This is a genomic window from Saccharopolyspora sp. NPDC049426, from assembly GCF_040676935.1.
Taxonomy (GTDB): Bacteria; Actinomycetota; Actinomycetes; order Mycobacteriales; family Pseudonocardiaceae; genus Saccharopolyspora.
Genome location: NZ_JBFAPZ010000017.1, coordinates 1 through 20,410, shown reverse-complemented (window position 1 = coordinate 20,410; position 20,410 = coordinate 1). Strand labels below are relative to the sequence as shown.

Here is a 20,410-nt window from a genome sequence, read left to right as displayed (position 1 = left end):
GCGGCCGCGTCCACCCGGACGCGCCCGGGGGCGGAGGAGCTGGATGTTGAACATGGATACGCCCGCTGGGAACAACGCCAGCGGGCAATCGCCCACACCCACCCAGGATGCGCAGGGCACCATCGAGTTGCCGGCGAAGCTCAGGGTGCACGCGCTCGCCAAGCTGCTGGGAGCCAGCAGCCGGGAGATCATCAAGGCGCTGGACGAGCTCGGCGAGCCCGTTCGCAGCGCCCAGTCGAACATCAACCGGGATCTGGCCCTGCGCGTCGTGCAGACGCTCAACCCGGAGCTGGTCGCCGAGGAAGGCGAGGACGCGGCCGAGGCCGCCCCGGCTTCCGAGGAGCCTGCCGCCGCGTCGAGCGAGGCCGATGAGAGCGAGCAGAGCGCTTCGGTGCCCGCTGCGGACTTCGCGTCTCCACCGTCGGAGTCGGAGGAGTCCTCGGTCGGCCTGACGCCGCTGTTCGCGGCTCCGGAGGCCATGTTCCTGGCCCCGCAGCCGCCGGCGCAGCGCCCGGCCGTCGCCGAGCCGGAGCCCGCCGAGACCGCACCCGCCGCGCCGGCCGCTGAGCCCGCCGCCGAGACGACCTCCGACGAGGGGGAGTCCGAATCCGACTCCGCCTCGGACGGCGATGACGACTCGGGTGACTCCGGCAGCCGCCGCCGTCGCCGTCGTGGTCGCCGGGGTCGCGGCCGTGGTCGCGGCGCCGACTCCGACAACGAGTCCGGTGGCGAGGACGGTTCCGAGGACAACCAGTCCGAGGCCGCCCAGACCGAGACCTCCGGTGAGAGCGCCGAGGAGTCCTCCGACGAGCAGTCCGGTGACTCCGAGGGCCAGTCCGAGGGTTCCCGCCGCCGTCGTCGCCGTCGTCGCCGCAAGGGCTCGTCGGACGACGAGAGCGGTAATCGCGAGGACGACCCGCCGAACACCGTCGTGCACGTGCGCGAGCCCGCCCCCGAATCCTCGCGGCAGGACTCCAGCGACGACGAGGTCCGCGCGGTCAAGGGCTCGACCCGCCTGGAGGCCAAGCGCCAGCGCCGCCGGGACGGCCGCGAAGCCGGTCGGCGTCGCGCGCCCGTGCTGTCGGAGTCGGAGTTCCTGGCCCGCCGCGAGTCGGTCGACCGCAAGATGGTGGTCCGCCAGAACGGCGACCAGACCCAGATCGCGGTTCTGGAGGACAACGTCCTCGTCGAGAACTTCGTGACCTCCTCGGGCACCGGCTCGCTGGTCGGCAACGTCTACCTGGGCCGCGTGCAGAACGTGCTGCCCAGCATGGAAGCCGCCTTCGTCGACATCGGCCGGGGCCGCAACGCGGTCCTCTACGCCGGTGAGGTCGACTGGGACGCCGCCGGGCTGGCGGGCAAGGCCCGCCGCATCGAGCAGGCCCTGCAGACCGGCGACAGCGTCCTGGTGCAGGTCACCAAGGACCCGGTCGGTCACAAGGGCGCCCGGCTGACCACCCAGATCAGCCTGCCGGGCCGGTTCCTGGTCTACGTGCCGGGCGGCGGCGCCACCGGCATCAGCCGCAAGCTGCCCGACACCGAGCGCAAGCGGCTCAAGGAGATCCTCAAGCGGATCGTGCCGGACAACGCCGGCGTGATCATCCGCACCGCCTCCGAGGGCACCAGCGAAGAAGCGCTGGACCGCGACGTGCGGCGGCTGCAGGCGCAGTGGGAGGTCATCAAGGAGAAGGCCGAGACCCCCGGCGCGAACGCCCCGCAGCTGCTCTACGAGGAGCCCGACCTGCTGATCAAGGTCGTCCGCGACCTGTTCACCGAGGACTTCTCGTCGATGACCGTCCAGGGCAACGACGCGTGGGAGACCATCGAGGCCTACGTCCAGCACGTGGCGCCCGACCTGGCTTCCCGGCTGGACAAGCACGTCGGCAAGAACGACGTGTTCCACGAGAAGCGGATCAACGAGCAGATCTCCAAGGCACTGGACCGCAAGGTCTGGTTGCCCTCCGGCGGTTACCTGGTCATCGACCGCACCGAGGCCATGACGGTGATCGACGTCAACACCGGCAAGTTCACCGGCTCCGGTGGCAACCTGGAGGAGACGGTCACCCGCAACAACCTGGAGGCCGCGGAGGAGATCGTCCGCCAGCTCCGGTTGCGCGACATCGGCGGCATCATCGTCATCGACTTCATCGACATGGTGCTGGAGTCCAACCGGGACCTGGTGCTGCGTCGCCTCACCGAGTGCCTGGGCCGGGATCGCACCCGCCACCAGGTCGCCGAGGTGACGTCGCTGGGTCTGGTGCAGATGACCCGCAAGCGGGTCGGCACCGGTCTGCTCGAGGCGTACAGCAGCACCTGCGAGCACTGCCGCGGGCGCGGGCTGATGGTGTCCACCGAGCCGATCAACCACCAGCACGGTGGTGGCGGCAACGGCGGCGGCAACGCCCAGAGCGGTGGTGGCAACGGTGGCCGCCGCAACCGCAACCGCGGCAAGCAGCAGGACACCGACCAGCAGGCCCCTGAACCCAAGGCCGAGCAGAAGACCGAGTCCAAGCCGGAGCCGAAGGCCGAGGTCAAGGCGGACACCAAGCCCGACACCAAGCCCGAGCCGAAGCCGGAGCCGAAGGTCGAGGCGAAGCCCGAGGAGCGCAAGCCCGAGCCGGCCCCGGTCGAGCCGAAGGCCGAGGAGCCGAAGGCCGTCGAGCCGAAGCCGGAGCCCGAGCCCGTCGAGGCCGCCAAGCCCGTCGAGCCGGTCTCCGAGCCGAAGCCGCAGGTCGCCGAGCCCCCGGCCGCTCCGGTCGAGCCGAAGCAGCCGGACCCGGCCGAGTCGCAGGCGGAGTCCAACGGGGCCCGTCCGCGCCGCAAGGCCGTCCGGTCCGCCGGTAGCGCCGGCGCCCCGGCCCAGCCGCTGGTCGTGTCCAAGCCGGAGCCGACGCAGTCGACCGACGACGGCCTGGCCAACATCGAGCCGGCCGCCCCGGTCCGCAGGGTCCGCCGCCGCGCGGTCTCGCGCCCGTCCGGTCCGCCGGTCGAGGACTGACCCGATCAACACCGGAAATGGCCGATCCGTTCAAGAACGGGTCGGCCATTTCCGCTTAACGTCGGTGGCATGACTCGTTGCACACCGCAGCGCCTGGCGGACGCCGAGCGCTTCATCTGGCTCACGGCCCGCGTGCTGGAACAACGCCGCTTCGAACACCTCCACGCCGACGGCTCGGCAGCGGCGGTCCACACCGCGCTGGAGGCCTACCGCTGCTCCGACGGCGGGTACGGCTACGGCCTGGAACCGGACGCGCGCGGCCCCATCAGCCAGCCGCTGCAGACCTGGACGGCGCTGACGATCCTGGACGAGATCGGCCGCTGCGCCGAGGCCGCTCCGGCCATCTGCGACCACCTCGCCACCATCACCCGCCCGGACGGCGGCGTGCCCGGCGGTGACGTGCGGCTCGGCGACTACCCGCACGCCCCGTGGATCCCGGTGGTCGAGGAACCCGAGGGGTCGTTGCTGTCGACCGCGCTGCTGGCCGGGGTGCTGCACAAGAACGCCGTCGAGCACCCGTGGCTGTCGGGCGCGACCGACTTCTGCTGGAAGCGCGTCGACGCGCTCACCGAAACCCACCCCTACGAGGCCATCGCCTCGGTCGCGTTCCTCGACCAGGTGCCTGATCGGGAGCGGGCCGAGCGAGCGGCTGAGCGCATCGGCGGGTTGATCCGCGAGGCCGGTTACGTGCTGCTCGATCCCGAACGCCCGGAGCTCGCGCGGGTGGCTCCCGGCTACGCGTCCGGCGAGATCCCGGGGGTCTGCGACTACGCGCCGAACCCGGCGAGCCTGGCCCGGCGGTGGTTCAGCGACACCGAGATCGAGCGGGGGCTGGATCACCTGGCGGCGCAGCAGCGCGAGGACGGCGGCTGGCCGATCCACTGGCTGGAGTGGTCGCCGAGCACCGCCCTGGAAGGCAGGCCGCGGGTCACGCTCGACGCGCTGCGCGTCCTGAGCGCCTACGACGCGGCCTGATCCCGCGCGAAGTACTGCTTCGGGGTCAGGCCGGACAGCCGGCGGAATTCCCTGGTCAGGTGGGCTTGGTCGGCGTAGCCGCAGCGGTGGGCGAGGTCGGCGAGCCGGTGCTCGCCACCGCTGCGCACGGTCCGCTGGAACCGCAGCACGCTCACCAGCGTCCGCGGCCCGTACCCGACGGCGTCGCCGATCCGGCGTCGCAGCTGACGTTCGGACACCCCGATCTTCCCGGCCAGCGCGCGCACCGACGGCGGTCGTGGATCGTCCAAAGCGGCGACCGCGACCGCCACGGCGGGGTCGGGTTCCCACTCGGCCAGGCGCTCCCGCGCGAAGCGCTCCAGCAGCGCAGGGCCCTGCTCGGGATGCTCGTCGACGGCGTCGGCGAGATCGCGTCCCCGGGACCCCCAGAGCTCGGTGGCGTCGACCCTCAGGTCCTGCAGCTCAGCTGCGGGGACGCCGAGCAGCAGCCGGGCCATCCCCGGCCGGGCGCGGATGCCGAACATCGGCACCCCGGCGTCCAGCCCGGAGACCCACGCCCCGGTGTCGGGACCGACGGCCTCGACGCGTCCCGCTCGCCAGATCAGGTCGACGCACCCGTCGGGCACGACCAGCTGCGAGCCTTCGACCGGAGCGGCGCCGTGCCCCCACAGGCACGACACGGAGCTCCGCAGCTCCGCTGAAGGTGAGGACTCCCAGTACCGCACATCCAGCAGTATGCGATGCCACCCGGACAGGACCACCTGCCGGCCAGGAACGCGCGAAGCCCCGGTCCCTCGGGACCGGGGCTTCGCCTGGGTGGGTCAGTTCTCGTCCGAGTTGAAGGCCGGGATGTCGGTCCTGTCATCGGAGCTGGGCATGTCGCCAGGCAGGTCCAAGCCTTGCGCGGGCGGCCCGGGGGACCACAGTCCGGAGTGCGTCTCGGTGTGCAGCTCCAGCGCCGCCGAGGCGGGCAACGCGTCCGGCGTGTAGGGGTGCACCTGGTACAGCGAGCCCCAGTCCTTCTGCGGGTCGTTGGTGAGGTAGGTCGGCAGGTTGCGCACGCTCGAGGCCACCGTCATCCAGCCGAAGGTCCCACCGGCGTCCGGCGAGGACCATCCCTCACCGGTGCCCCGGACCTGCTCGCCCCCGCTCACCCGGAACTTCGGGATCTCCGCGATGCCGTTGTACAGCCCCGAGATCTCCAGGCACGGGTGCACCAGCCCGGCCGGCCACTCCACGAACGTCGGGTCGTTGCCGACGAACTGCGTGAGCTGGGTCAGCTTCGGCACGCGAGGTGCCGACACGGCCAGCCAGCCCGACTGACCCAGGGACTGGTCGACCAGCACCATCCGCAGCTTCGTAGCGCCCTCGGCTTCCCCGCCGAGCATGTAGCGGTGCTCGCGCCATCCCGGCGGCGGGCCCTGCTGGACCGGGTACCGGTTGGTCAGCTGGAAGCCCTGCGGGGTGTCCTTGCCCAGTTCGAAGTAGACCTGGTTCGCGCCCGTCTCCGAGCCCGCGACGCTGATCGCCACCGGCAGCTTGCCGGACCGGGCCTCCTCCGGGATGTCGAACCACGGAGTGCGCAGCTCGCCGGTGCCCTGCCCCTCTTCGTCGTAGCTGCCCCACACCGGGGCCTCGGGTCCGCCGAACTGGTTCGGCGGACGCCAGCTCGGCGCGTCCGGGGAGGACTCGTCGGTCGGCGGCACGCCCGGGTCGTTGAAACCGACCTGCTTGGGCTGCAGGTACTGCTGGGCGTTCTCCTGGTTGGCCAGGCGCTGCGGCGGCAGCTTCAGATCGGGCTGCTTGGCCGGGGCCGGAACCGTCGGCTGCTGCGCGGACGCCTTGAGCACGCCCTCGCGCGGATTGGTCTCCACCCCGACCGAGTCGGACAGACCGCAGCTCTGCTGGGTGAGCTGCTTGATGTTGTCGGTGGCCAGCGTGTAGCTCGGCCCCTGCTCGACGATGCCCTTGCCGAACGCGGCGAGCTCACCGAGCACCATCAGCGCGCACAGCACCGACAGCGGCGCCGTGCCCCAGCGCAACGCGAGGTTGCGCTTTTCCTTGCTCTCCCAGCTCTCGTCGACGATCTTCGGGTTCTTCTCGTCGATCCGCAGGTGCTCGACCACGGCGATGATGCCGGTGATCGCGGCCAGGACCAGGATCATCGTGCTGGCCCTGTAGCCCTTGATCGACGGCGGCTTGTCGAACCACGGGACGCCCCAGCCGGACACGTACCACCAGGCGTTCGGGCCGGTGGCCGCGAAGGCCAGCATCACCAGCAGACCGGTCACGAACGCCATCCGGTTGCGTCGCGAACGCAGCACCGTGGTGCTGGTGGCCAGCGCTGTGAGCGCCGCCAGCGCGCCGCCGACCGCGGCGAAGATGCCGAAGTGGTGGGTGTGCTTGGTGGGCGTCAGCGCCAGCACCGCGAAGGACATCGCGGCCACCGCCAACAGCCGCCGGCTCGGGCCGAGCGCCGCACCGCGGATCCGGCCGCGGCGCAGCAGCACCACGCCGCAGGCCGCCACGCACAGGACCACCAGCAGCACCGGGAACCGGCGGCTCAGCGAACCGTCCGGGCTCTCGCTGAACAGGAGCAGGTAGCGGCTGAGCTCCTCGTACCAGTGCCCGTTGGGGCCGAAGGTCGTCTTGAGCTCCATCGCGTCCATCACCGAACGCCACGTCTGGTCGTAGAACACCAGCGTGAGGATCACGAACCCGGACGCGGCCAGCGGCGCCAGCACCGGCAGCCAGCCGAACTGCTGCGCTCGCTTGCGCACCATCCGGTGCAGCGGCTTGAACCCGGCGACGTAGGGGAGCACGGCGATCAGGCCGTGCGGGTTGACGCCGACCGACAGCGCGGCGGCGACCAGGCCCAGCGCGGCGGGCGTGAGCCGCTCGGTGCTCACCGCGCGCTCGACGGCGCACAGCGCGAGCAGCGAGAACAGCACCACGACCGGCTCGGCGCGCAGACCGTTGTTGTAGGGCAGCCAGAAGGCGAGGAAGACCGCGGCCGCGGCCCAGCCGGCGGCGTTGCTGCGCCGGACCTGCTGGCCCAGCCGGGGGAGCACCTCGCGGGAGATCAGCAGCCAGCTGATGATGCCCATCAGCAGCGCGGGCAATCGGACCCACGGGGTCGCGGTCGACACCCTCACCCACAACGAGTAGACCTCGTAGAACCAGCCGAACGGCGATTCCGGGTTGGCGAACCAGCGGTAGTAGTTGCTGACGTAGCCGGCGCTCTGCTCCGAGCGCACCATGCTCAGCACGTAGCCGTCATCGGAGGTCATCGCCCCGATCAGCCACCAGATCCCCAGCGCGGCGAACACCGAGATGTCGCGCAGCGTCGGCTTCCACCATCGCTTCGGCGCGAGGCGTGGAGCGCGCCGACCGGCGAGGACGTCCAGTCGTCGCAGGCACAGCACGGAGCCGATGAACGAGGCCAGGGTCAGCACGATGACGGTCGTCTTCAGCGGCGTCGCCCACGAGCTGAACCGGTTGTCCACCCTGGCCTGGAAGTCCAGCCCGCGCACGTCGTCGCGAGTGTTGTCCAAAGTGGAGTAGATGCCGGTCAGTTGGGGACGCTGGTCGCCGGTCAGGTTGACCCAGCGCTCCTTGCCGATGCTGGCGGTGGTGCCTGCTGCGTCGGCGTGCACCTTCAGGGTGCAGTCACCGGCGGGCAGCGGCGTGGTGCCGATCTGCTGGCCCTTGGAGTAGAGCAGCGCCTGCCCGTTGTCGACCTGCAGGACGAGACCGGTGAGCTGTCCGGAGTCCGAATCGGGCGAGTTGGTGCTCAGCAACAACCCCGGGCCCTCGGTTCTCGCGTCCAGGCTCCGCGCCGAGGCGCACGGGACCTTCGCGTCCAGCCACACCGGTGCGTAGGTCACCAGTGGGGCCGAAACCGACTTGGTCCCCTCCGCTGTCGGCCACCGCAACGTCCCCACCTTGTGGTTGACGGGGAGGAACGGGACCAGTAGCGCCAGGACGGTGCCCACCAGCCCGAGAAGCGTGGCGAGCAACCGCAATTTCTTCGCCGACTCTTGCTGCACGGGGGAGACCCTACGGGCGATGACAGGGTGTGTTCTGCCGCCCCCCGGCCTATTTCGCATTTGCGTCAGGTAATGCGCAATCGCTTTGTCAGGAGCTCGTTACCGCGCTGTGTTCCGCGTTGAAACGTTTGGTCACGAAGCGTGTTGCTCTGAATTCGCGGTTCGCGTGGTCTCCTCCGCGACCAGCACCGTCACGTCGTGCTCACGTCCGGTCCGGTGCAGCACGAGTTCGGCCAGAAGACCCAGCGAGATCATCTGAACTCCGAAGATCTCCAGCAGAATCCCGAGGGTCAGAAGTGGACGAGTTCCGATCGATTCCTCGGTGAACAACCACACCCCGGTCAAGTACAGCAGCACCAGAGTTCCCAGCGTTCCCGCCAGCATCCCGAGCCCGCCGAACAGGTGCGCCGGACGACGTCCGTAGCGGGTCAGCGCCATCACCGTGAGCAGGTCCAGCGCGCCGCGCGCGTAGCGCTCCAGCCCGTACTTGGACACCCCGTGCTGCCGTGACCGGTGGTTGACCGTCCGCTCCACGACCCGGTAGCCGAGCTGGTGCGCCAGCGCCGGGATGTAGCGGTGCAGCTCCCCGTACAGCGGAACTCGCCGGTACACCTCGGTGCGCGCCGCCTTCAGCCCGCAGTTGTGGTCCGACAGCCGCAGCCCGGTGATCAGCCCGGTGAACCAGTTGAATACCTTCGACGGCAGCCGCTTGCCCAGCGGATCCTTGCGCTGCGCCTTGTGGCCGCTGACCAGATCCGCCCCGGAGTGCAGCTCGGCCAGCAGCCGGGGGATCTCGGAGGGATCGTCCTGCAGGTCGGCGTCGAGGGTGACCATGAGCTCGCCGCGCAGCTCGGCGACCCCGGCGGCCAGCGCGGCGGCCTTGCCGAAGTTGCGGCGCAGCCGGATGCCCCGGATGCGGGGGTTCAGCGCGGCGTGCTCGGTGATGACCTGCCAGCTGTCGTCGGTGCTGCCGTCGTCGACGATCAGCAGCTCCCACTCGCGGTGCTGGCCCGCCATGGCCTCGCTGATCTCGGCGAAGAGCTTCGGCAAGCTGTCGCGCTCGTCCTTGGCGGGAGCCAGCAGCGAGACTTCCGGGACCTTCATCGCGCCACCTGCGGATTCTCGGTGAGCGGCCGGATCCACCAGCCGTCGGGGAACTGGAACGCCACGCGCAGCGGACCTGGCCGGGCGGGGGCGACGGCTTGGAAGCCGAGCCCGCTCTCGATGCCGGGCGTCGCGGCCTCGGCGTCCGGGCGCGGGAGGTCGACCACGCCGCCGCCGACGACCGTGCCGGTCTGGTCGAGCACGGCCACGCAGCGCGCGCGTTCGATGCCGGAGATCGCCCAGCCCTTGAGCATCCGCGCGCCGCCCTGTACCTGGTCTGTCTCGGCGTTGAGCACGACGTCGCGGCCGTCCGGTCGCGGTTCGCGCAGCGAGTCGACGCTGGGCGTGCGCCAGGTCGCGGTGCTGACCCGGTCGCCGACGTCGAGCCCGTCCGGGCAGCCGAGGGAGAACTCGGGGGAGAAGGGGTAGTGCCCGAGCGCCTGGAGGCGGGGCAGCAGCTGACCCGGCGAGGGGAAGCGGTCGGTGAAGGCGTCGGGATGCCCGATCCGCGCGGCCACCGCCAGCAGCTGCTGGTTGGGCGCGTCGGCCCGCACGCTCTGCGCCATCGGAGCCCCGAGCGCGACCGTGGCCAGCGCAGTGGCGCCCACCGCGACCGCGCGGAACCGCGGCCAGCGCGCCCAGGCGACCACGATGACCAGCACCGCGATCCACAGCGCGGCGGTCATGCTGTTGTAGCGGCTCTGCAGCCCGGCCGACTCGCCGAACGCCGCGCGCGAGCCGGAGATCATCACCGCGCAGCCCAGCGCGTACAGCGCCAGCCCCCACCACGGCGCGGCGATCCGCCGCTCGGCGGTGGTCTGGTTCGCGTGCAGCACCAGCACGCCGAGCCCGGCCACACCCGCCAGCAGCGCGACCGAGGGTTCGGTGCCGGTCCACACCATGCCGAGCATGCTCAGCCCGGCCAGCATCGCCTGCGCCGGATCATCGGTCGGCGAGCTCCCGCCGCCGCCCTGCGGGCCGCGCAGCACCAACCAGGTCGCGACCACCACGAACCCGACCACCATCGGGGTCGCGATCCACTTCCGCCGGTCGCCGCGCAGCCAGGCCACCAGGGCCAGCGCCGGCCACACCGCGAACGAGGTGCCGTAGCTGATCGAGGCCAGCAGGCCCAGCACCACGGCGATCGCGCGGTGCTCCCGGTGCATCGCCAGCAGCGCCCCCAGGACTAGCAGCATCGCCAGGATCCACGAGGTGCCGCTCATCGAGCGCACGTAGTTGTGGATGCCGTGCGGGTTGAACACCAGCGTCGAGGTCGCCGCGAGGAGTCCCGCCCGCTGCCAGGGGTCGAGGTGCTTCGGCAGCATCGCCTGCACCAGCAGGACGCAGCCCACGCCCATCGCGAGCACGGCCAGGCCCAGCGGTTGGTTGAGGCCGTGCCCGAAGCGGGCGCTGAGCCAGAACAGCAGGCTCGGTAGCACGAACGGGTGCTCGTTGCGAAATCCCAGCAGCGCTTCGGGGCGCAGCGAGCCGTCGACGTCGGTGATGTCGAGCAGGACCCACCAGTAGTCGTAGAAGTGCATCTGCGGGTAGCGCAGGATCTCGCGCAGCATCATCAGCGGCGGCACGACGGCCGACAGCCCCAGCAGCAGCGGACCGAAGCGGCGCACCGGGCCGGGGGCGGCTGGTGTCGTGGGTGCGGCGGCCTGGCGGTCGGTCTCCGAAGCGGTGTCAGTCACTCTGCGTTTCCCTAGATCATCACGAGCAGCCACTGACGGTAGCAAGGGCAGGTCACGATGGTTGCGGAACGGGGGAATCTGGCCGGGATGCGCCATGACCGCGGGGGCGGTTCGCCGGTGCGCGGCGAGCTCGCTTATGCTGTTCCGGCTCGCCCGTCAGCGCGTGATCCGCGGATCCGCACTGGTGGTACCGCCCCGGTCGATCGGGGACGGAAACCTGGTCTGTATGATGGGTGAGAACTTCTCGCCGCCGGACGGGCGGAGAGATTAAACGCCTGTTTCGAGTGCGGTCGCTCGCGCGGTCCTCGCTGCTGAGACAGGAACCCACCGAGACGCTGCACCAGCGGCGTGGTAGGAAGCCCCGGTCCTCGTGATCGTGGCGGACGTCCGCCGCAACCTGGTGAATTAGCGAAACCGAGCAGCAGGAGACTTCCGACTCATGTACGCGATCGTCAAGACCGGCGGCAAGCAGTACAAGGTGGCTGTCGGGGACGTCGTCGAGGTCGAGAAGCTCGATGGCGAGCTGGGCTCCGAGGTCGCGCTCCCGGCGGTTCTGGTCGTCGATGGCTCCGAGGTCACGACCGACGTCGACGCGCTGACCAAGGTGTCGGTGACCGGCGAGCTGGTCGAGCAGACCAAGGGCCCCAAGATCCGCATCCACAAGTTCAAGAACAAGACCGGCTACCACAAGCGCCAGGGTCACCGTCAGAAGCTGACCCGGGTGAAGGTCACCGGCATCAACAAGTGAGGACCTGAGTAGTCATGGCACACAAGAAGGGCGCATCCAGCTCTCGGAACGGCCGCGACTCGAACCCCAAGTACCTCGGGGTGAAGCGCTACGGCGGCCAGGTCGTCAAGGCCGGTGAGATCCTGATCCGTCAGCGTGGGACCAAGTTCCACCCGGGTCTGAACGTGGGTCGGGGCAACGACGACACCCTGTTCGCGCTGTCCGCCGGTACCGTCGAGTTCGGACGTTACCGCGGCCGCAAGGCCGTCAGCGTGCAGCCCGTCGAGGCCTGATCCGGCTCTCGACGCAGGCCAGCAACTTCCCGGCGAGGGGCGGAACCGGCATGACCGGGCCGCCCCTCGCTTTGTGTTGTCCGGGGTGACCCGCGTCGCGGCCGGGAAGCGCGCCGGTCGCGCCGCTGTTGCAATCGAGACAAAGAGCTCTACCCGCCGGGCTGCCGCTCGGCTTGATCTTCCTGGAGGCATTCGTGTCGCGGTTCGTTGACCGCGTGACCATCAGCGTCGCCGCGGGCGACGGTGGAAATGGCTGCGCCTCGGTGCACAGGGAGAAGTTCAAGCCGCTGGGCGGTCCGGACGGCGGCAACGGTGGCAAGGGCGGCGACGTCCGCCTCGTCGTCGACTCCGGCGTGCACACCCTGCTCGACTTCCACTACCGGCCCAACGCCCGCGCGGTGAAGGGTCAGCCCGGCAAGGGCGGCCACCGCAACGGCGCCCAGGGCGAGGACCTGGTGCTGCCGGTCCCGGACGGCACCGTCGTGCTGTCTCCCGACGGTGAGGTGCTGGCCGACCTGGTCGGCACGGGCACCACGTTCATCGCGGCGGCCGGCGGTCGCGGCGGCCTCGGCAACGCCGCGCTGGCCTCCAAGGCCCGCAAGGCGCCGGGCTTCGCGCTGCTGGGTGAGCCCGGCGAAGAGCTGGAACTGGTGCTGGAGCTGAAGTCGGTCGCCGACGTCGGCCTGCTCGGTTTCCCGTCGGCGGGCAAGTCCTCGCTGATCTCGGTGGTCTCGGCCGCGAAGCCGAAGATCGCCGACTACCCGTTCACCACCCTGGTCCCCAACCTGGGCGTGGTGACCGCGGGCGAGACGGTGTTCACCGTCGCCGACGTGCCCGGCCTGATCCCCGGCGCCAGCCAGGGACGCGGTCTGGGCCTGGACTTCCTGCGGCACATCGAGCGCTGCGCGGTGTTGGTCCACGTGGTCGACTGCGCGACGCTGGAGCCGGGCCGCGACCCGATCTCCGACATCGACGCGCTGGAGAACGAGCTCGCCGAGTACACCCCGGCGCTGGCCGCCGAGCAGGGCGGCGCCGACCTGGCCGACCGCCCGCGCATGGTGGTGCTGAACAAGATCGACGTGCCGGAGGCCCGTGAGCTCGCCGACTTCGTGCGAGCGGAGGTCGAGGAGCGGGGCTGGCCGGTCTTCGAGATCTCCACCGCCTCCCGCGAAGGCCTGCGCGAGCTGAGCTTCGCGATGGGCGCCGAGGTCGAGCGCTATCGCGAGACGCTGCCCGAGCCGGAACCGGCGCGCGTCGTGGTCCGGCCGACCGCGGTCGACGACGGTGGTTTCACCGTCGAACCCGACCCGGAGGACGAGGACGCCTTCATCGTTCGCGGCGAGAAGCCGGAGCGCTGGATCCGGCAGACCGACTTCAACAACAGCGAGGCCGTGGGCTTCCTCGCCGACCGGCTCGCGAAGCTGGGCGTGGAGGACGCGCTGGCCAAGCAGGGCGCCGAGCCCGGCAGCCAGGTCACCATCGGCACCATGACGTTCGACTGGGAGCCCTCCACCCCGGCCGGGATGGCCAACCTGCTCGGTCGGCGCGGTCACGACCTGCGGCTGGAGTCCGACGAGCGGGTTTCGGCGCACGACCGCAAGATCGCCAAGCAGGCGCGCCGCGGCAGCGGGCTGGACGAGTTCGGCCGCTACGTCGGGGGCGAGGAGGAGGACGACGAGTGAGCCTCTCGGCGACTCGGCAGGCCGTCGCGGCCGCGCAGCGGATCGTGGTGAAGGTCGGTTCGTCCTCGTTGACGACCACCGAGGGCGGCTTGGACTCCGAGCGGCTGTCGATCCTGGTCGACACGGTCGCGAAGCGGGTCGCCGCAGGGGGACAGGTCGTGCTGGTCTCCTCGGGCGCCATCGCCGCCGGGATCGCGCCGATGGGCCTGCGTCGCAGGCCGAAGGACCTGGCGACGCAGCAGGCCGCGGCGTCGGTGGGGCAGCTGGCGCTCGCGCACGCCTACGCCGAGTCGTTCGCCCGCTTCGACCTCACCGTCGGCCAGGTGCTGCTCACCGCCGATGACGTGGTGCGCCGCAGCAACTACCGCAACGCGCAGCGCACCCTCAACCGGCTGCTCGGGCTGGGCGTGGTGCCGGTGGTCAACGAGAACGACACGGTGGCCACCACCGAGATCCGCTTCGGCGACAACGACCGGCTGGCCGCGCTGGTCTCGCACCTGATCGGAGCCGACGCGCTGATCCTGCTGTCCGATGTGGACGCGCTCTACGACGGTGATCCGCGCAAGGGCGGCGCGAAGGTGATCCGCGAGGTCGCCGGTGCCGCCGACATGGCCGGCGTCGACGCGGGCAGCTCGGGTGCGTCCGGGTTGGGCACCGGCGGCATGGCCTCGAAGGTCGCGGCGGCGAAAGTCGCCTGCACCTCCGGAATTCCGGTCCTGCTCACGTCTTCGGCCAACGCCGAGAGTGCGTTGGGCGCGGCGGACGTGGGAACGGCCTTCGCCGCGACCGGGAACCGCCTGTCGGCCCGGCGCTTCTGGCTCGCCCACGCGGCCGGGGCCAACGGCCGCCTCTGGCTGGACGAGGGTGCGGTCACCGCGGTCGTCAAGCGCCGCCGCTCCCTGCTGGCCGCCGGGATCACCGCGGTCGAGGGCGCTTTCGACGGCGGCGACGTCGTCGAACTCCTCAACCCGACCGGCAAGGTCGTCGCCCGCGGTGTGGTCGCCTACGACGCCGAAGAGCTCCCGACCCTCATCGGGCGCTCCACCCACGACCTCCCGCCCGAGCAGCGCCGGGAGGTCGTCCACGCCGACGATCTCGTGCCGCTGCGCTGATCCGGGAGGTTCAGCGCAGTTCGGTGGCCCGGGTCTCGGGCAGCGTGCGGATGACGAAGAACGCGATCACCGCGCCCACCGCGATGTACCAGAAGAAGCCCGTGGCGATGCCGAACTCGGCGAAGGCCTGGATGACCAGCGGTGCCGTGCCGCCGAAGACGGCGACGGTGAGGTTGTACCAGGCCCCGATGCCCAGCCCGCGCAGCTCGGTCGGGAACAGCTCCGACATGATCGCCGGCGCGATCGAGGTCATCGCGGTGTAGAGCCCGACACCGACGCAGAACACGACGAGCAGGCTGCCCAGGCCCGGCCGCACCAGGCTGGACAGCGGCACGATGAGGATTGCGATGGCCGCCGACCACACCAGCAGCTGCGGTTTGCGGCCGTAGCGGTCGGACACCAAGCCCATCGGGTACTGCAGCGCGATGAACAGCGTCGTCGCGATGGACAGCGCGAGGAACACGTCGGTGGCGTCCGCGTCGCGGTTCTTCACCGCGAACGGGGTGAGCGCGCTGAAGAACGTGTAGTAGCACAGCGTCGAGAGCATCGAGAACCCGATGAGCTGCCCGACGGCCTTGGGGTGCTCCCGCAGCGTCAGCATCAGCGGGTTCTTCAGGGCCTTGGCCTTGGTCTTGTTCTCCTCGTACTGCTCGGTCTCGGTCAGCGTGCGCCGCAACCACATGCCGACGAGCCCGAGCACGCCGCCGACGATGAACGGGATCCGCCAGCCGTAGGAGGTGAGCTGGTCCTCGCTGAGCACGGAGGTCAGCAGGAACCCCAGCAGCGAGGCGATGAGCAGCGCGGCACCCGTGGAGATGTAGAAGAACGACGAGTACCGGCCGCGCCGCGACGGTGGCGCGATCTCGGCGAGGTAGGCCGAGGCGTTGGAGACCTCGCCGCCGAGCGAGAGGCCCTGCCCGATGCGGGCGAGGATGAGCAGGATCGACGCCAGCCACCCGATGGACTCGAAGGTCGGCAGGATGCCGATGATCAGCGAGCCGCCTGCCATCAGCGAGATCGTCACCAGCATCGCGGTCTTGCGGCCGCGCAGGTCGGCGAACCGGCCGAGCATCCAGCCGCCGAGCGGGCGGAAGAAGAACGCGAGCGCGAAGGTCGCCAGCGTGTTGATCAGCGCCCATTCACCGGGGAAGAACGCGGACGCGAAGTACACGCTGAACGCGGTGTAGATGGTCCAGTCGTACCACTCGATGGCGTTCCCGATGCTCGCAGCGACCAGCGTTCGGACCGGGAGCTTGTGGGCCACGGCTTCGTCCTGGGACATCGCAACCTCCGCGTCGCGCCCGAGAATGGGGTGCCGACACGTTATGCGCTCGACCGCATGGGCGAAAGGTCCGAGTCCTAACTGGAATCGAGAAATCCAGGTGAGTGGGACGCATCCGCTGGTGCAGACTGCCGGGATGGTCACGGTGCCCGAAGCGGCCGACGAGCTGGTCGAGGTGCTCGTCGAGGAGAACCCGCTGAACGAGTTGCTGCTGGGCTTGCCCGGAACCGCGGATCGGCTCAACGATCCGGACGAGCAGGCCGAAGCCGACTTGCGCGAGCGAGCTCTGCGCATCGCCTCGACCGCTCGCGGCCTCGACGGCGACGACCTCACCCGCGAGGTGGTGATCGCCGAAGCGGAGGGCGTGGCCACGCGCATCGCGTCGCGCCTGGTGGAGCACACGGTGCACGACTCGGTCGTCTCGCCGCTCGCCAAGGTCCTGGAACTGATCCCGCAGCAGCGCCCCGAAAGCTCTGACCAGGAGCGCGAGCACCTGAGCATGCTCGCGGCGATCCCGGAGTTCCTGGCCAGGTGCGGTCTGCGGCATCGCGCCGGGGCGAGCGCGGGTCGACTGCCGGTCGCCCGCCGGGTCCGGGTCGCGATCGAGCACCTGGACGCCCACCTCGCCGCGCCGCACGACGATCCGCTGCGCAGGCCGCGGCTGAGCTCGGACGAGGAGCGAGACCGCTTGCTGGTGGAGGAGATCCGGCCCGCGCTCGCCGCCTACCGCCAGGTCCTGAGCGAGCTGCCCGGCAGGTCCGACGACGAACCCGGGCTCTGCTTCCTGCCGGACGGCGCCGGCACCTACACGGCCCTCGCCCGGATGCACACCACCACCGATCGCACGCCCGAGGAGCTGCACCGGACCGGTCGCGAGCTGCTGGCGAACCTCGACGCGGAGTACGCCGAGATCGGCTCCCGCGTCTTCGGCCTGCGCGACGCAGCCGAGATCCGCGACCGGATGCGCACCGCCCCGTGCTGGTCGAGCGGCGAGGAGCTGCTGAGCGCCGCGAGAACGGCCGTCTCCCGGGCCGAGGCCGCCGCGCCCCGGTGGTTCGGGCGGATGCCCGCGCACCCCTGCCGCGTCGAGCCGTTCCCGGCCGACCAGGCTTCCGACGCCGTCGGGGCCGCGTACCTGCCGGGCCCGGTCGACGGGTCCCGGCCCGGCACCTACTTCGCCAACACCCACGCCGCCGAGCAGCGGCCGCGATTCCTCGCCGAGGCGTTGGCGTTCCACGAGGCCGTGCCCGGTCACCACTTCCAGATCAGCCTCACCCAGGAGCTCACCGACGTCCCGATGATCCGGCGGATCGCCGGTTTCAACGCCCACATCGAGGGCTGGGGCCTGTACGCCGAGCGGTTGGCCGACGAGATGGGGCTCTACAGCGACGATCTCAGCCGCCTGGGGATGCTCGCGATGGACTCCACGCGCGCCGCCCGGCTGGTCGTCGACACCGGTCTGCACACCTTCGGCTGGACCCGGTCGCAGGTCGTGGACTTCCTCCGCACCCACACCCTCATGCCCGAGGTGGAGGTCCAGAGCGAGACCGACCGCTACGTCGAAGCTCCGGGCCAGGCGCTGTCCTACATGGTCGGACGGCTGGAGATCCAGCGGCTGCGCCTGCAGGCCGAACGCCACCCGGCGTTCGACCTGCACGCCTTCCACGACCTGCTGCTGGCCAACGGCCCGCTGCCGATGTCGGTGCTGGCCGAGGTGGTCGCCAGGTCCGGGCCCTAGCTGGTCGAGGCGAGGGTGAACGGCAGCACCGCGGGCGCACCGGCTCGGCGGATCATGCGGCCGACGACCGTTGCGGTCCAACCGGTGTCGGCGTAGTCGTCCATCAGCAGCACCGGACCGTCCAGGGCCGCCAACTTGCCCGCCAGCTCCTCGTCGATCTTGAACTGGCGCCACAGCGAGGCCACCCGCTGCGCGCTGTTGGTGGCGCGGTTCGGCGTCGTGTTCGGGTTGGTCAGGACCTCACCGAGCAGCGGCAACCGGCCGATCCCGGCGATGCGCTCGGCCAGGCTGCCCACCAGCTTCGGCCGCGTCCGCGAGCCCAGGGCCACGACACCGACCGGACGCTGCTCCCACTCCCAGGAGGCCAGCACCTTGATCGCGGCCTGGAACAGGTCGTCCGGCAGCTCCTGGTCGGGAGCCCCGGTGGCCAGTAGCTCCCGCAGCCGGTTGCCCCAGCCGATGTCGGTGAGCCTGCCGATAGCGCGACCCGTGGTGGCTTGCTCGTCGGCGGGCAGCTTGCCGGAGGCGTCCACACCCAGCGCGGACATGCCGCTCGGCCACATCTTGCGCGGCGCGATGTCCACGCCCGGCCGCTGCAACCGCTCCTGCGCCTGCTGCACGGCCTGCTCGTCGACCTCGGCGGAATAGCCCGACCCGGTGCAGTTGTCGCAGCGCCCGCAGGGTTCGGCGTGCGGGTCGTCGAGCTGGCGGCGCAGGAACTCCATCCGGCAGGACGACGTGGTCTGGTAGTCGATCATCGCCTGCTGCTCGGCCTGGCGTTCGGCCTCGATCCGCCGGTAGCGGTCGGCGTCGTAGTGCCACGGCTCGCCGGTGGTCTCCCAGCCGCCCTTGACGCGCTGGACCGCGCCGTCGACGTCGAGGACCTTGAGCACCATCTCCAACCGGTTGCGGCCCAGCTCCACGTGCGGTTCCAGGGCGGCGGTGGAGAGCTTGCCCTGCTCGGCCAGGGTGTCGAGGACGGCGCGCACGGTGTGCTCCGGCGGGAACGCCAGCGAGGCGAAGTAGCTCCAGATCTCGCGGTCCTCCGGGCCGGGCAGCAGCAGCACCTCGGCGCGCTGCACACCACGACCGGCACGACCGATCTGCTGGTAGTACGCGATCGGCGAGGACGGCGCGCCCACGTGCACCACGAAACCGAGGTCCGGCTTGTCGAAACCCATGCCGAGGGCGGAGGTGGCCACCAGCGCCTTGACCTTGTTCTCCAGCAGGTCGGCTTCGGCCTGCTCCCGCTCGGCCGGGTCGGTGCGGCCCGAGTAGGCCGCGACCTCGTAGCCCTGCTCCCGCAGGTAGGAGGTGATCTCGTGGGCCGCGGCGACGGTGAGGGTGTAGATGATGCCCGAGCCGGGCAGTTCGTCGAGCCGCCCTGCCAGCCAGCCCAGCCGGGCCTGCGCGGTGGGCAGCCGAACCACGCCGAGCCGCAGGCTCTCGCGGTCCAGCGTGCCGCGCAGCACCAGAGTCTCCTGCGGATCGGTGAACTCGCCGCCGACGCCGAGCTGATCGGAGACGTCGGCGACCACGCGGTCGTTGGCGGTGGCAGTGGTGGCCAGCACCGGAACGCCCTCGGGCAGTTCGGTCAGCAGCGTGCGCAGCCGCCGGTAGTCGGGGCGGAAGTCGTGGCCCCAGTCGGAGATGCAGTGCGCCTCGTCGACCACCAGCAGCCCGGCGTTCTGGGTGAGCTCGGGCAGGATCGTGTCCCGGAAGTCGGGGTTGTTGAGCCGCTCCGGGCTGACCAGCAGCACGTCGATCTCGCCGGCGGCGACGCGCTCCTCGATGTCGGTCCACTCCTCGGGGTTGGCCGAGTTGATGGTGGCGGCGTGCACCTCGGCGTTGGCCGCGGCGGCGACCTGGTTGCGCATCAGCGCCAGCAGCGGCGAGACGATCACGGTCGGCCCCTCGCCGAGCTCGCGCAGCAGCGCGGTGGCGATGAAGTAGACCGCCGACTTGCCCCAGCCGGTCCGCTGCACGACCAGCGCGCGACGGCGTTCGAGCACCAGCGCGCGGATCGCCGCCCACTGGTCCTCGCGCAGCGCGGCCTCGGGGCCGGCCAGTGCTCGGAGTCGTTCTTCGGCGAGTTCCCGCAGCGCTTCTTCGTCCACGTCCCGAATTCCTACCGGACGCCGCTGACGCCACGCGTCCGGGGCGGCGCGGGCGTGTCGGGGCCTTGCTCGGACCCGCAGCGCTTCGCGCAGCCGTTCGACCCCGGTGTCCTGAGGGGCGGGAAATGCGTTGCCGGGCGTGTGCGGGCACGGATTAGTCTGGTGGGGTGACCGTCATCGAGTTCCCCACCTCTGACAAGGCGACCGGCGACGACCTGCGCGACCAGGTGCGCGAGGCCGCCCGCCGCGCCCGCGAGGCCTCCGCCGAGCTGGCGCAGGCCACCCGCGGTGCCAAGGACGCGCTGCTGCAGGACATGGCCGACGAGCTGGTCAAGCGCGCGCCGGAGATCTTGGAGGCCAACGAGCGCGACGTGGCCGCCGCCCGCGAGTCCGGGATGACCGAGGCGCTGATCGACCGGTTGATCCTGAGCACCGGCCGCGTCGAGGCGATGGCCGACGGTCTGCGCACGGTCGCCGGACTGCCGGACCCGGTGGGGGAGGTGCTGCGCGGCCAGGTGCTGCCCAACGGCGTCCAGCTGCGTCAGGTGCGGGTGCCGCTCGGCGTGGTCGGCATCGTCTACGAGGGTCGCCCGAACGTGACGGTCGACGCCGCCGGTCTGACGTTGAAGTCGGGCAACGCGGTGCTGCTGCGCGGCT

At 71.0% G+C, this 20,410-nt stretch carries 13 protein-coding genes and 1 pseudogene; 8 read left to right on the top strand and 6 right to left on the bottom strand.

Features of this window, described 5'->3' with window-relative positions; translation table 11 throughout:
* Window positions 1–43 precede the first annotated feature (43 nt).
* Both AB0J78_RS29000 and AB0J78_RS28995 read left to right on the top strand, forming a co-directional pair.
* On the top strand, window positions 44–2,998 hold the full coding sequence (locus AB0J78_RS29000; RefSeq protein ID WP_363794466.1) for a translation initiation factor IF-2 N-terminal domain-containing protein: 2,955 nt from the start codon (window positions 44–46) through the stop codon (window positions 2,996–2,998).
* Between the two features lie 69 nt (window positions 2,999–3,067).
* Window positions 3,068–3,973 (top strand): hypothetical protein, encoded by a 906-nt coding sequence (locus tag AB0J78_RS28995; protein ID WP_363794464.1) that lies wholly within the window; start codon window positions 3,068–3,070, stop codon window positions 3,971–3,973.
* Here AB0J78_RS28995 and AB0J78_RS28990 read toward each other — a convergent pair.
* The 4 genes from AB0J78_RS28990 to AB0J78_RS28975 all read right to left on the bottom strand — a co-directional run bounded on the left by AB0J78_RS28990 (window position 3,958) and on the right by AB0J78_RS28975 (window position 10,802).
* Window positions 3,958–4,677 (bottom strand): helix-turn-helix transcriptional regulator, encoded by a 720-nt coding sequence (locus tag AB0J78_RS28990; RefSeq protein ID WP_363794462.1) that lies wholly within the window; start codon window positions 4,675–4,677, stop codon window positions 3,958–3,960. The genes AB0J78_RS28995 and AB0J78_RS28990 overlap by 16 nt on opposite strands.
* A gap of 96 nt (window positions 4,678–4,773) precedes the next feature.
* The gene (locus AB0J78_RS28985; protein WP_363794460.1) at window positions 4,774–8,001 is read right to left on the bottom strand and encodes an arabinosyltransferase domain-containing protein; all 3,228 of its coding nucleotides are present in this window, start codon (window positions 7,999–8,001) and stop codon (window positions 4,774–4,776) included.
* 132 nt (window positions 8,002–8,133) lie between these two features.
* Complete coding sequence (locus AB0J78_RS28980) at window positions 8,134–9,105, bottom strand: glycosyltransferase family 2 protein (RefSeq protein ID WP_363794459.1); 972 nt, start codon at window positions 9,103–9,105, stop codon at window positions 8,134–8,136.
* The gene (locus tag AB0J78_RS28975) at window positions 9,102–10,802 is read right to left on the bottom strand and encodes a hypothetical protein (RefSeq protein WP_363794457.1); all 1,701 of its coding nucleotides are present in this window, start codon (window positions 10,800–10,802) and stop codon (window positions 9,102–9,104) included. The genes AB0J78_RS28980 and AB0J78_RS28975 overlap by 4 nt, the downstream gene beginning before the upstream one ends.
* Before the next feature lie 439 nt (window positions 10,803–11,241).
* Between AB0J78_RS28975 and rplU the strand changes: the two genes are divergently transcribed.
* From rplU to proB, 4 genes are all read left to right on the top strand, one after another.
* A complete protein-coding gene (gene rplU / locus AB0J78_RS28970; RefSeq protein WP_132676049.1) occupies window positions 11,242–11,550 on the top strand; it encodes a 50S ribosomal protein L21 in 309 nt (102 codons plus the stop codon).
* 14 nt (window positions 11,551–11,564) lie between these two features.
* Complete coding sequence (rpmA, locus tag AB0J78_RS28965; protein ID WP_093421130.1) at window positions 11,565–11,822, top strand: 50S ribosomal protein L27; 258 nt, start codon at window positions 11,565–11,567, stop codon at window positions 11,820–11,822.
* Window positions 11,823–12,004: 182 nt separating this feature from the next.
* A complete protein-coding gene (gene obgE, locus AB0J78_RS28960; protein WP_363794653.1) occupies window positions 12,005–13,504 on the top strand; it encodes a GTPase ObgE in 1,500 nt (499 codons plus the stop codon).
* Window positions 13,501–14,616, top strand: coding sequence for a glutamate 5-kinase (proB, locus tag AB0J78_RS28955; RefSeq protein ID WP_363794454.1), 1,116 nt, complete (start codon window positions 13,501–13,503; stop codon window positions 14,614–14,616). Before obgE ends, proB begins: the two co-directional genes overlap by 4 nt.
* Before the next feature lie 10 nt (window positions 14,617–14,626).
* Here the strand turns inward: proB and AB0J78_RS28950 are convergent, their stop codons facing one another.
* Window positions 14,627–15,898, bottom strand: a complete 1,272-nt coding sequence (locus AB0J78_RS28950; protein ID WP_363794452.1) for an MFS transporter — start codon at window positions 15,896–15,898, stop codon at window positions 14,627–14,629.
* Between the two features lie 100 nt (window positions 15,899–15,998).
* Here AB0J78_RS28950 and AB0J78_RS28945 point away from each other — a divergent pair, with 100 nt between their 5' ends.
* The gene (locus AB0J78_RS28945) at window positions 15,999–17,636 is read left to right on the top strand and encodes a DUF885 domain-containing protein (RefSeq protein WP_363794450.1); all 1,638 of its coding nucleotides are present in this window, start codon (window positions 15,999–16,001) and stop codon (window positions 17,634–17,636) included.
* On the opposite strand, the gene AB0J78_RS28940 is transcribed toward AB0J78_RS28945, so the two are convergent.
* Window positions 17,633–19,753: a RecQ family ATP-dependent DNA helicase gene (locus AB0J78_RS28940; protein WP_363794448.1), complete on the bottom strand. Its 2,121-nt coding sequence runs from the start codon at window positions 19,751–19,753 to the stop codon at window positions 17,633–17,635. The two genes, AB0J78_RS28945 and AB0J78_RS28940, sit on opposite strands and share 4 nt — an antisense overlap.
* A 167-nt stretch (window positions 19,754–19,920) precedes the next feature.
* Between AB0J78_RS28940 and proA the strand changes: the two are divergent.
* A pseudogene (gene proA, locus AB0J78_RS28935) lies at window positions 19,921–20,410 on the top strand (gamma-glutamyl-phosphate reductase); the annotation flags it as partial.